Source organism: Pseudomonas sp. (assembly GCF_049301935.1).
In the GTDB taxonomy this organism is placed as follows: domain Bacteria; phylum Pseudomonadota; class Gammaproteobacteria; order Pseudomonadales; family Pseudomonadaceae; genus Aquipseudomonas.
In genome coordinates, this window is the sequence record NZ_JBAQLP010000014.1 from 33,223 (window position 1) to 44,627 (window position 11,405).

Below are 11,405 nucleotides of genomic sequence, written 5' to 3' on the forward strand. Positions count from 1 at the left end.
ACCGGGTTCTCAGGGCAGCACTGCGCTGTCCTGAGAAACTTGCGAGTCGGCCGTTGCCTGGCGTCCAATAGCGCGCCCCTTGTCCTTGAGTCTCGCCATGTCACGCCCCCCTATCGCCCGCAAACCCCGCGCCAGCAGCCAGAGCCGCATCGCCGGAATTCTTGCCGCTGCCCGCGAGTTGCTCGCCGAGCAGGGCGTGGCCAACCTGTCGATTTACAGCGTGGCCGAGCGCGCGCAGATTCCACCGTCCTCGGTGTATCACTTCTTCGCCAGCGTGCCGGCCCTGCTCGAAGGCTTGACCGCCGATATCCACGCGGCGTTTCGCGCCTGCCTGCAACAGCCGGTGGAGCATGCGCAATTGCGTGATTGGCGTGATCTATCACGGCTGGTCGAGCAACGCATGCTGGCGATCTACGCCGCCGATGCCGCCGCGCGGCAGCTGATTCTGGCGCAGCACGGCCTGGCCGAAGTGACCCAGGCGGATCGGCAGCACGACATCGAACTGGGTCAGCTGATGCAGCAGCTGTTCGACCGTCACTTCCCCTTGCCGCAACTGCCGGAGGATGTCGCTGTGTTCGCCCTGGCCATGGAGCTGGGCGACCGCGTGTATGCGCGCTCAGTGCAGCTGCACGGCGAAATCACCCCGCGCATGGCCGAGGAAGGCATGCGCGTGTTTGATGCTTATCTGGGCTTGTACCTGCCAACCCATCTGCCGAAACGCAACCTGTAGGAGCGGGCTTGCCCGCGATGGCTTAAAGCGCTGATCGCGGGCAAGCCCGCTCCTACAGTCACTGGTTTCAGAGCGCTTTTTCAAACACCTGCGAGTTGCGCTGGTAGTTGTACAGCGAGGCGCGGGCGGCGGGCAGGCGGTCGACGCTGCTGGGCATAAAGCCGCGCTCGCGGAACCAGTGGGCGGTGCGGGTGGTGAGTACGAACAGGGTTTTCAGGCCCTGGGCGCGGGCGCGCTGCTCAATGCGTTCGAGCAGCTCGTCACCACGCCCGCCATGGCGGTAGGCCGGGTTGACCGCCAGGCACGCCAGCTCGCCGAAATCCGAGTCGGCAATCTGGTACAGCGCGGCGCAGGCGATGATCAGGCCTTCGCGCTCGACGATGCTGAATTGCTCGATCTCCCGTTCCAGCACCTCCCGTGAGCGGCGCACCAGAATGCCCTGATCCTCCAGCGGGGTGATCAGTTCCATCAGCCCGCCGACGTCCTCGATGGTCGCCTCGCGCAGCGACTCGAACTGCTCCTGGGCTACCAGGGTGCCGTTGCCGGTGCGGGTGAACAATTCACTAAGCAGCGCGCCGTCTTCGGCATAGCTGACGATATGGCTGCGGCGTACCCCGGCCTTGCAGGCTTCGGCGGCGGCGTCGAGCAGCTCGCCCTGGTAGCTGCTGCCCAGGCGCTGCAGATGGGCCGGCACCTGTTGTGGGCGCAGTTCGCGCACCAGCTTGCCGGCCTCGTCGAGCAGGCCGCATTCGGCACCGAACAGCAGCAGCTTGTCGGCGTCCAGGTCGATGGCCGCGCGGGTGGCGACGTCTTCGCAGGCCAGGTTGAAGATCTCCCCGGTGGGCGAGTAACCCAGCGGCGACAGCAGCACGATGCTGCGCTCATCCAGCTGGCGGTTGATGCCCTTGCGGTCGATGCGCCGCACTTCGCCGGTGTGGTGATAGTCGACGCCATCGACCACGCCAATCGGCCGTGCGGTGACAAAGTTGCCGCTGGTGATGCGCAGGCGCGAGCCCTGCATCGGCGAGCGCGCCATGTCCATCGACAGGCGCGCCTCGATGGCGATACGCAGCTGGCCGACGGCGTCGATCACGCATTCCAGGGTCGGGCTGTCGGTGATCCGCAGGCCACGGTGAAAGCGTGGGGTCAGGCCGTTACTGGCCAGGCGCGCCTCGATCTGCGGGCGCGAACCGTGCACCAGCACCAGGCGCACGCCGAGGCTGTGCAGCAGCACCAGGTCGTGAACGATATTGCCGAAATTCGGGTGGGCAACGCCCTCGCCCGGCAGCATCACCACAAAGGTGCAGTCGCGGTGGGCATTGATATAGGGCGAAGCGTGGCGGAGCCAGTTGACGTGGTCGTGCATGGGCAGAAGAACCTGTATCGAAGACGGAACGCATGGATGGGCGCGGGCGCGCCAGACGAGGCAGCCGGAAGCGGTTTTATCGTCGCAGTTGGGGCAGCTTCACGCGTTCTCTCCTCCGCATCAGGCAGTTCTCAGGCAGTAATGTTCGATCAGCTGTTGCAGCAGACGCACGGTAGGCTGCAAACGTGACATTTCCAGGTATTCGCCGGGCTGGTGGGCGCAGTCGATATCGCCGGGGCCGAGCACCAGGGTTTCGCAGCCAAGCTGCTGAAGATAAGGCGCTTCGGTGGCAAATGCCACTGCGGCGGCGCTGTGCCCGGTCAGCCGTTCGGCCAGGCGCACCAGCTCTGTGTCGGCGTGTTGCTCGAAGGGCGGCACGCTGGGGAACAGTGGCGCGTAATCGATCTTCACCTGATGCTGTTCGGCCAGCGGCTGCAGCTTCTGCCGAATCGCCGCGCGCAGGGCTTCCGGCTGCATACCCGGTAGCGGGCGCAGGTCGAACTCCAGCGAGCACTGGCCGCAGATGCGGTTGGGGTTGTCGCCGCCATGAATGCAGCCGAAGTTCAGGGTCGGCGTGGGCACGCTGAATTGCGGGTTGTGGTACTCGCGTTGCCATTGCGCACGCAGGCCGCGCAGCTCCAGCATCACATCCTGCATGGCTTCCAGGGCGCTGTGGCCGAGCCCCGGATCGGAGCTGTGGCCGCTCTGCCCGAGAATATCGATGCGCTCCATCATGATGCCCTTGTGCAGGCGGATGGGCTTGAGGCCGGTCGGCTCGCCGATCACTGCGGCGCGGCCCAGCGGCTTTCCGGCTTGAGCCAGGGCGCGGGCACCGGACATTGAGCTTTCCTCGTCGCAGGTGGCGAGGATCAGCAGCGGCTGCTGAAAGCGTTGCGCCAGCAAGGGCTGCACGGCTTCGATGATCAGGGCGAAGAAACCCTTCATGTCGCAACTGCCCAGACCCACCCAGCGGCCATCGACTTCGCAGAGTTTGAGCGGGTCGCTCTGCCACAGCGCGGCATCGAACGGCACGGTGTCGCTGTGCCCGGCCAGCACCAGGCCGCCAGCACCGCCGCCATAGCTGGCGAGCAGATTGAATTTGCCCGGCGCGATCTGCTGGGTTTCACAGACAAAGCCGAGGTCGCCGAGCCAGCTCGACAGCAGCTCAATCACGGCGCGGTTGGACTGGTCCCAATGCGCCTGGGTGCAGCTCACCGACGGCGCGGCGATCAGGGCGGCGAATTGCTCTTTAAAGGAAGGCAGGGGCATATGGCATCTCCGCAAGCGAGGCCCATCATAGGGCCATCGCTAGCAGAGATAAAACCGTGGCGGGGGTTTTACAGGAAGATGCCGCGCAGGATAAAGAAGAACAGGATCGACAGGCCGGCACCGGCCGGCAGGGTGATGATCCAAGACATAAAGATCGAGCCGATCACGCCCAGGTTCAGCGCGCCAATACCACGGGCGATGCCGATACCCAGTACCGCGCCGACCAGGGTGTGGGTGGTGGAAACCGGCAGGCCGATGGCCGAGGCCCCGACCACGGTGGTGGCGGTAGCCAGTTCGGCAGCAAAGCCGCGGCTCGGGGTCAGCTCGGTGATTTCCTTGCCGATGGTGGCGATCACCTTGTAGCCGTAGGTGGCAAGGCCGATCACGATACCCACGGCGCCGAGCAGCAGTACCCAGCCGGGAACCGCGGATTTGGCACCGATGGTCAGGTCGCCGCCGGACTGGATCACCCCGACAATTGCCGCCAGCGGGCCAACGGCGTTGGCTACGTCGTTTGCGCCATGGGCGAAGGCCATGGAGCAGGCGGTAAACACCATCAGCACGGCGAAGACCTTCTCCACGCTGGCGTAGTGGAAGTCCTTGTCGGCCTCCTCATCGATCTTGATCCGGCTGAGCAGGGCGATACCCAGCAGCATCACCAGTGTGCCGACACCGGCGGCCAGCAGCAGATTCTGGTTGCCGTTGAGCTCCAGGCCAATATGCTTGAGGCCCTTGGTCAGCGTCATGATCGCCACCATAAAGCCGGTGGCAAACATATACAGCGGCACAAAGCGCTTGGCGTTGAGGAAGGGGTTATCGGTATTGATGATCAGCTTCTGCACGCTCATAAACAGGCCGAAGGCGACCAGTCCCGAGAGCACCGGAGTCACCACCCAGCTGGCGACGATCGGGCCGACGGCCGCCCACTGCACGGCCTCCATCGACACGCCGACTGCGGCGAAACCGATTACCGCGCCAACGATGGAGTGGGTGGTGGATACCGGCCAGCCGCGGCTGGTGGCGATCAGCAGCCAGGTGCCGGCCGCCAGCAGCGCCGACATCATGCCTAGCACCATCAGGTCCGGAGTAATCGCTGTAGCGTCGACTATGCCGTTCTTGATGGTTTCGGTGACTTCGCCGCCGGCCAGGTAGGCGCCGCAGAATTCGAAGACCATGGCGATACAGATCGCCTGTTTGATGGTCAGGGCTTTGGAGCCCACCGAGGTGCCCATGGCGTTAGCCACGTCATTGGCGCCCACACCCCAGGCCATGAAAAAGCCGAAGAGACAGGCAAGCAACAGCAATACGAGGCCGTAGTCCGCAATCAGAGACATAAATAATTAATCCGTAGATTCCAGAAAGGACACTGGCGCTTAGCGCGCCAGCAGTTGTTCCAGTCGGTTGCCGACACGTTCGGCACGGTCGGCTACGTCGCCGATCCATTCGATGATCTTGTAGAGGAACATCACATCGACAGGAGGAAGGTCCTTTTCCAGTTTGAACAGCGCGCGGCGGACTTCGATTTGCATCTTGTCGGTGTCGCGTTCGATTTGTTCCAGCTCCATGACCATGGATTCGACCAGCGCCGCTTCGCGGCCACCAAAGCCGGTTTCCAGCAGCTCGTCGAGCTCGTTCATGGCTTTCAGCGCCTGGGCGCTGGCGTCCACAGTACGTTGCACGAAGGCCCGCATCAGCGGCTGCAAGGCCTGCGGAATGGCCATTTCGCGACCCAGCATGAGGCCGGCGATGTCCTTGGCGCGGTTGGCGACTTTGTCCTGTACACTCAGCAGCTCAAGCAGATCCGAGCGCGGTACGGGCAAGAACAGGCTCTTGGGCAGGTGCAAACGCACGCTTTTCTTGAGCTTGTCGGCCTCATGTTCGAGGCTGGCCATTTCCTGTTGTACCTGTTCCACCTTGGCCCAATCCTCGACCATCACGGCTTCGAAGAAGGGCAGCAGATTGGCTGCGCACTCATGGGCTTTGGCAAAGTGTTTTTGCATCGGCCCAATCGGTGAACGGCCAAACAGGCTGGCAAATGGATTGACTGGCATAGGGTGAACCCCGGCGTTAAGAAGGCGGCAAGTATACGGGTCACTCCGCAGGCTCGCCAGCGCAGGTAATCGGACTGTCATAATTTTAGAGTAGGCGTTGATCCCCACCATCATGAACAAAGAAACCGAAATCAAACTGCGGGTTAGCCGTGCAACCCTGGCCGCCCTGCGTGATCACCCGCTGCTGAAAAAGCGCAACAAGAGTGGTTGGGAGCAGCGCGAACTGTTCAATCAGTACTTCGATACCCCCGCGCGTGACCTGGCGGCGGCCAAGGTGGCCCTGCGCGTGCGGCGTGACGGCGAGCAGTTTATCCAGACCCTGAAAACCCGCGGGCACAGCGTGGCCGGTTTGTCCGAGCGCAATGAGTGGGACTGGAACCTGGCCAAGGCCAAGCTGGACCTGAAAAAACTCGATGACAGCTGCTGGCCGGCGGCTCTGGCCGAGCTGGACAAGCAGCAGCTGGTGCCGATCTTCACCACCGATTTTATCCGCGAGAAGGCGGAAATCGCCTGGGGTCGTGGCAAGGCCCGCGTGGTAATCGAGGCCGCGCTGGACCTGGGTAAGGTGATCGCCGGCGAAGGCGAAGAGGAAATCTGCGAGCTGGAACTGGAACTGCGTCAGGGTGAGCCTGAGGCGCTGCTGGAACTGGCGGCCGAGCTGGCCGCCGATCTGCCGCTGATGCCCTGCGATATCAGCAAGGCCGAGCGCGGTTATCGCCTGTTCGACGCCGGCAGCTACAGCCTCAACCTGCCTGCCCCAGTGTTGAGCGCGGACACCAGCCTGGACGACAGCGTTGCGGCACTGGCCTGGCACCTGCTGGGCAGCAGCCAGCGCCTGGCCGAGCAGTACCGTTTCAATGGCCACTGGCGTTTGCTGGTCGACTGGCTGGAGCAACTGATCGGCCTGCGGGCGCTGCTCGGCAGCCTCGGCCAGGCCGCGCCGCGGGCCAGCAGCCATGCCCTGCGCGAACTGCTGGATGCCTTGCTGCTGGAATGGCGCCCGCGCATCCTGGCTGGCCAGGACGATGACAGCCTGCGCAAGAACGCCCCGGCGCTGTTCGCTGCCGAACTGCAGGGCAATCGCTGGGGGCTGTTCTCGTTGAACCTGTCACGCTGGTTGTTGGCCCGCAGCTGGACGGTGGCGCGCAACAACCGCGGCAACCGTCAGGGCGCCGCGCCGCTGGGCAACTGGCTGCCGACCCTGATTGCCGAAGAAGGCGCCGCCCTGCAGCTGCGCCGCTATGTGCAACAACCGGAAGATCTGGCCGAGCAGCTGCCGCGTATCGAACGCCTGCTGGTCTGGCTGCACCTGGCGCGTGGGGTGCTGGAGGTGCCTGAGGTAGACCGCCTGTATGGCGAGCTGAATAAGCTGGCTGAACTGGCTCACCAGGCTATCGATCCCGAGGTGTTGGATGCGCGCAAGGCGCAGCTGATTGCCATTGGTTCGCTAAAGGCCTGGCGTCAGCTGGTCAAGTAAGCGCCGCAGTGCACTTTTTGTAGGAGCCAGCCAGCTGGCTCCTACAGCTCCTAGCCCGGATTAGATCCGGGCTGCTCTCGTATCACTCAACTGCCATCACGAAAGCGCGTCCATACGGCATCGCGGGCAGCGCTGTGCTTGTCCGGCAGGGTTTCCAGCGGGTGCAGGCGGCGTTTGGTGTCGCGGTCCGGGTAGAGGTCGGGCTGATTGCGCAGGGCTTCGTCGAGAAACTCGCGGGAATCGGCGTTGCCGCTGGGGTAGAGGGTTTCGGCGGTGATCAGCGCGGCGACCTTGGGCTGCAGCAGGTAATCGATAAAGCGGTGCGCCAGGTCGGGGCGCTTGGCGCTGCTGGGGATTACCAGGTTGTCGATAAACAGGATCGAGCCTTCATCCGGCACTAAAAAACGCACCGGCTGGCCGCCATCCGCCGCTGCCAGGGCATCGCCGACCCAGGCCATGGCCACGCACAGCTTGCCCTGGTTGAGGTCGCCGATATAGCGCTCGCTGTCGATATAGCGCAGATTCGGGCGCAAGCCATCCAGCACCCCGCTGGCGCGTTCGATGCGACTCGGCGCGCTGCGTGCCAGGCTGCGGCCCTGGTAGTTGAGCAGCAGGGTCAGGGTCTCATCGGGGGCGTCCAGCACGCTGATGCCGCAGGTGGCCAGGCGCGCGCTTTGCTCGGCATCGAACAGCAGGCTCCAGCTATTGGGCAGCGGCCCGCCAAAGGCGGCTTCGGCTTGTGGCACGTTGATCGCCAGGCCGACGGCGCCCCACGGATAGGGCACGGCATGGCGGTTGCCCTGATCGAGAGCGACCAGGGTGCTGAGCAGCTGTTTATCCAGGTGCTTGCGGTGCGGCAGCCGATTGAAATCCAGCGGTTGCAGGGTGCCATTCTTGATCATCGCCGGCAGCGCGTCGTGCGACGGCACGGCCACATCGATGACCTCACCGCTGGCCAACACCGCAGCCAGCTCTTCGGCGGTGCTAAAGGTGCGGTACTCGACGCGAATGCCGGTCTCGGCCTCGAAATCCTTGAGCACCTGCGGGGCGATATAGTCGTTCCAGTTGTAGACCCGAATCACCTCTTCGGCATTGGCCAGCAAAGGCGTCAGGGCGAACAGCAGTGATGCAAGCAAACGAGGCATGGGCAATCTCCCTGCATTGGTTGGTTTTGCGCTGTCGCTGCTGAATTCGGCACAGCCTTGTCCCGTCGCAGCAAATAACGCGCGAATAAGCGGTGTGGTTAAACCCTGGCTGGCAGATAAAACAACGCCGGCGCAAGGGCCGGCGTTGGGTGTTGCATCAAACCGTGTGCAAGTACCAGTTGTATTCGAGGTCGGAGATCGAGTTTTCAAACTCGGCCAACTCGCTTTCCTTACAGGCGACGAAGATATCGATGTATTTCGGGTCGATATAACGCGCCAGCACTTCACTGTCGTCCAGCTCGCGCAGGGCATCGCGCAGGTTGTTCGGCAGGCTTTGCTCGTTCTGCTCGTAGGAGTTGCCTTCCACCGGTGCGTTCGGCTCGATCTTGTTGGTCAGGCCGTGGTGCACGCCGGCCAGCACGGCTGACATCAGCAGGTAGGGGTTGGCATCGGCGCCGGCGACGCGGTGTTCGATGCGCACCGCATCGGCCGTGTCATTCGGCACGCGCAGCGCTACGGTGCGGTTGTCGATGCCCCAGCACGGCGAGTTCGGCACGTAGTACTGCGCGCCGAAGCGGCGGTAGGAGTTGACGTTCGGGCAGAGGAAGGCCATCGAGGCCGACATGGTTTCCAGCACGCCGCCGATGGCATGGCGCAGGGCATCGTTCTGTACCGGGTCGTCGCAGGCGAAGATGTTGTTGCCCTGCTTGTCGAGAATCGAGATATGCACGTGCAGCCCGTTACCCGCCTGGTTGGGGTAGGGCTTGGCCATAAAGGTGGTGTCCATCTCATGGTCGTAGGCGATGTTCTTGATCAGGCGCTTAAGCAGCAGCGCATGGTCGCAGGCCTTGATCGGGTCGGCGACGTGGTGCAGGTTGACCTCGAACTGCGCCGGGGCGCTTTCCTTGACGATGGCGTCGGCCGGGATGCCCTGCTCCTTGGCGCCTTCGAGGATGTCCTGCAGACACTCGGCGTATTCGTCGAGGTCATCGATCAGGTACACCTGAGTCGACTGTGGGCGCTTGCCCGACAGTGGCGACAACGGCGGCTGCGGACGGCCGTTCACGTTGGCCTGGTCGATCAGGTAAAACTCGATTTCGAAGGCGGCGCAAATGGTAAGGCCCAGTTCGTCGAACTTCGCCACCACCTGGCGCAACACTTCCCGTGGGTCGGCAAAGAACGGCTGGCCTTCCATTTCATGCATGGTCATTAACAGTTGCGCGGTGGGGCGCTTCTGCCATGGCTCATTGCTCAGGGTGTTGGGGATGGGAAAGCAGACCCGGTCGGCGTCACCGATATCCAGACCCAGGCCAGTGCTTTCCACCGTCGAGCCGTTGATATCCAGGGCGAATAGAGAAGCCGGGAGATTAATGCCGCGTTCGTAAACCTTATGCAGGCTCGCACGCTCGATACGCTTGCCGCGCACCACACCATTCATATCTGCGATCAGAAGGTCGACGAACAGGACCTCAGGATGTTTCTTAAGGAACGCGTTCGCTTCATTAAGCTGAACGGCACGCGGGGGTACCGACATGATGCAACACCTTTTTTGTTAAAAATATCAATCATGCAACTGCACGGGTGTGAGTCAATCTTAAACACCAGATGCTGTCAAGAGAGGCGCATTTTGCCCTAAAAAGGGGCTCGATGGCCAGTTTTAGGGCACTGCAGGGCAGTTCAGCCCTGCTGAAAGCCTTGCCTGCCGGGGTGCTCAGTCGGGTGTGTTCAATTTTTTACATGACTATTGTGAAAAAAAATGAACAACGCTAAGCTCGCTCGAAACCCATAACAGCAATAAAACGGGTGTCTCATGTCGCGCCAGCCGATTATCGGCGTTAGTGCCTGTACCAAGCAGATCGGGCACAACATCTACCACACCGCAGGCGATAAATACTTGCAGGCCATCGTTCAGGTGGTGGGCGGTATGCCAGTGATCATTCCCGCTCTCGGCGAGCAGCTTGATCAGGTTTATCTGCTGCAACAGCTCGATGGCCTGGTGTTTACCGGCTCGCCATCCAACGTTGAACCGCATCACTATGCGGGCGACGCCAGCGAACCCGGCACCGCCCATGACCCGGCGCGTGACCGTACAACCCTTCCCTTGATTAAAGCAGCAATTGCCGCCGGTATCCCGGTGCTCGGCATTTGCCGGGGCTTTCAGGAAATGAACGTGGCCTTCGGCGGCACCCTGCACCAGAAGGTGCAGGAGGTCGACGGCTATATGGACCACCGCGAGCCCGAGGGGCTGCCGGTGGAGCAGCAATATGGCCTGCGTCACGCGCTGCATGTGCAGCCGGGCGGGCTGCTTGCCGGCATCGGCTTGCCGAGCGAGTTTCTTATCAATTCGATTCATGGCCAGGGCGTGCAGCGTCTGGCGCCGGGCCTTCGCGTAGAAGCACTGGCGCCTGACGGGTTGATCGAGGCTTTCTCCGTCGAAGGTGCGAAAAGCTTTGCCTTGGGGGTGCAATGGCACCCTGAATGGCAGGTACGATCCAACCCGAATTATCTCGCCATCTTCCAGGCCTTTGGTGAGGCTTGCAGGAAGACGGCGGGGCAACGCTGAGCCGACTATATATAGGTCGGCTCTCACCAACCCTGAGGTCTCTATGAGCACCAAACTAGACCAGCTTTCGAGCTGGCTGAAAGAACGCAAAATCACCGAAGTTGAATGCCTGATCAGCGATCTTACCGGCATTGCCCGTGGCAAGATTTCGCCGACCAACAAGTTCCTCGACGAGAAGGGCATGCGCCTCCCCGAGAGTGTGCTGCTGCAGACCGTGACCGGCGACTATGTCGAGGACGAGATTTATTACGACCTGCTCGACGAGGCAGACATCGACATGTTCTGCCGCCCGGATGAAAACGCCGCCTTTATGGTGCCCTGGGCCATCGAGCCGACCGCCATGGTGATCCACGACACCTTCGACAAGCAGGGCAACCCGATCGAGCTGTCACCGCGCAACATCCTCAAGAATGTACTCAAGCTGTACGCCGACAAGGGCTGGAAGCCGATAGTCGCGCCGGAAATGGAGTTCTACCTGACCAAGCGCAACAGTGACCCGGATTTCCCCCTGGTCGCGCCGATGGGCCGCTCCGGGCGTCCGGAAGTGGGCCGTCAGTCGTTCTCCATCGATGCCGCCAACGAATTCGACCCGCTATTCGAAGACGTCTATGACTGGTGCGAAATCCAGGGTCTGGACCTCGACACGCTGATCCACGAAGACGGCCCGGCGCAGATGGAAATCAACTTCCGGCATGGCGAGGCCCTGCACCTGGCCGACCAGATCACCGTGTTCAAGCGCACCATGCGCGAAGCGGCGCTCAAGCACGACGTGGCCGCCACCTTTATGGCCAAGCCGATCACCGA

9 protein-coding genes and 1 pseudogene are annotated in these 11,405 nt (G+C 62.4%); 4 read left to right on the plus strand and 6 right to left on the minus strand.

What is annotated here, in order from left to right; translation table 11 throughout:
* Positions 1-97: 97 nt before the first annotated feature.
* Positions 98-730, plus strand: a complete 633-nt coding sequence (locus WA145_RS01915) for a TetR/AcrR family transcriptional regulator (RefSeq protein WP_422579941.1) — start codon at positions 98-100, stop codon at positions 728-730.
* Positions 731-797: 67 nt separating this feature from the next.
* On the opposite strand, the gene argA is transcribed toward WA145_RS01915, so the two are convergent.
* The 4 genes from argA to WA145_RS01935 all read right to left on the minus strand — a co-directional run bounded on the left by argA (position 798) and on the right by WA145_RS01935 (position 5,416).
* A complete protein-coding gene (gene argA, locus WA145_RS01920) occupies positions 798-2,096 on the minus strand; it encodes an amino-acid N-acetyltransferase (RefSeq protein ID WP_422579942.1) in 1,299 nt (432 codons plus the stop codon).
* Between the two features lie 120 nt (positions 2,097-2,216).
* Positions 2,217-3,365 carry an acetylornithine deacetylase gene (gene argE, locus WA145_RS01925; protein WP_422579943.1) on the minus strand — a complete coding sequence of 383 codons (1,149 nt, stop codon included), beginning with the start codon at positions 3,363-3,365 and terminating at the stop codon, positions 2,217-2,219.
* A gap of 68 nt (positions 3,366-3,433) precedes the next feature.
* Positions 3,434-4,699 carry an inorganic phosphate transporter gene (locus tag WA145_RS01930; RefSeq protein ID WP_422579944.1) on the minus strand — a complete coding sequence of 422 codons (1,266 nt, stop codon included), beginning with the start codon at positions 4,697-4,699 and terminating at the stop codon, positions 3,434-3,436.
* 39 nt (positions 4,700-4,738) lie between these two features.
* Positions 4,739-5,416 carry a TIGR00153 family protein gene (locus WA145_RS01935; RefSeq protein ID WP_422579945.1) on the minus strand — a complete coding sequence of 226 codons (678 nt, stop codon included), beginning with the start codon at positions 5,414-5,416 and terminating at the stop codon, positions 4,739-4,741.
* A 112-nt stretch (positions 5,417-5,528) separates the two neighbouring features.
* Here WA145_RS01935 and WA145_RS01940 point away from each other — a divergent pair, with 112 nt between their 5' ends.
* Positions 5,529-6,893 carry an inorganic triphosphatase gene (locus WA145_RS01940; protein WP_422579946.1) on the plus strand — a complete coding sequence of 455 codons (1,365 nt, stop codon included), beginning with the start codon at positions 5,529-5,531 and terminating at the stop codon, positions 6,891-6,893.
* Positions 6,894-6,979: 86 nt separating this feature from the next.
* Here the strand turns inward: WA145_RS01940 and WA145_RS01945 are convergent, their stop codons facing one another.
* Positions 6,980-8,038, minus strand: a complete 1,059-nt coding sequence (locus WA145_RS01945) for a polyamine ABC transporter substrate-binding protein (RefSeq protein ID WP_422579947.1) — start codon at positions 8,036-8,038, stop codon at positions 6,980-6,982.
* A 157-nt stretch (positions 8,039-8,195) separates the two neighbouring features.
* Positions 8,196-9,572: a glutamine synthetase family protein gene (locus WA145_RS01950; protein ID WP_422579948.1), complete on the minus strand. Its 1,377-nt coding sequence runs from the start codon at positions 9,570-9,572 to the stop codon at positions 8,196-8,198.
* A gap of 276 nt (positions 9,573-9,848) precedes the next feature.
* Between WA145_RS01950 and WA145_RS01955 the strand changes: the two genes are divergently transcribed.
* Positions 9,849-10,601 carry a gamma-glutamyl-gamma-aminobutyrate hydrolase family protein gene (locus WA145_RS01955; RefSeq protein ID WP_422579949.1) on the plus strand — a complete coding sequence of 251 codons (753 nt, stop codon included), beginning with the start codon at positions 9,849-9,851 and terminating at the stop codon, positions 10,599-10,601.
* A gap of 43 nt (positions 10,602-10,644) precedes the next feature.
* Positions 10,645-11,405 (plus strand): annotated as a pseudogene (locus WA145_RS01960) (glutamine synthetase); the annotation flags it as partial.

Coding starts and splice junctions, on each gene's coding strand:
- argA (WP_422579942.1), bottom strand. CDS start 2,096: ATGCACGACCACGTCAACTGGCTCCGCCACGCTTCGCCCTATATCAAT.
- WA145_RS01930 (WP_422579944.1), bottom strand. CDS start 4,699: ATGTCTCTGATTGCGGACTACGGCCTCGTATTGCTGTTGCTTGCCTGT.
- argE (WP_422579943.1), bottom strand. CDS start 3,365: ATGCCCCTGCCTTCCTTTAAAGAGCAATTCGCCGCCCTGATCGCCGCG.
- WA145_RS01950 (WP_422579948.1), bottom strand. CDS start 9,572: ATGTCGGTACCCCCGCGTGCCGTTCAGCTTAATGAAGCGAACGCGTTC.
- WA145_RS01940 (WP_422579946.1), top strand. CDS start 5,529: ATGAACAAAGAAACCGAAATCAAACTGCGGGTTAGCCGTGCAACCCTG.
- WA145_RS01935 (WP_422579945.1), bottom strand. CDS start 5,416: ATGCCAGTCAATCCATTTGCCAGCCTGTTTGGCCGTTCACCGATTGGG.
- WA145_RS01915 (WP_422579941.1), top strand. CDS start 98: ATGTCACGCCCCCCTATCGCCCGCAAACCCCGCGCCAGCAGCCAGAGC.
- WA145_RS01945 (WP_422579947.1), bottom strand. CDS start 8,038: ATGCCTCGTTTGCTTGCATCACTGCTGTTCGCCCTGACGCCTTTGCTG.
- WA145_RS01955 (WP_422579949.1), top strand. CDS start 9,849: ATGTCGCGCCAGCCGATTATCGGCGTTAGTGCCTGTACCAAGCAGATC.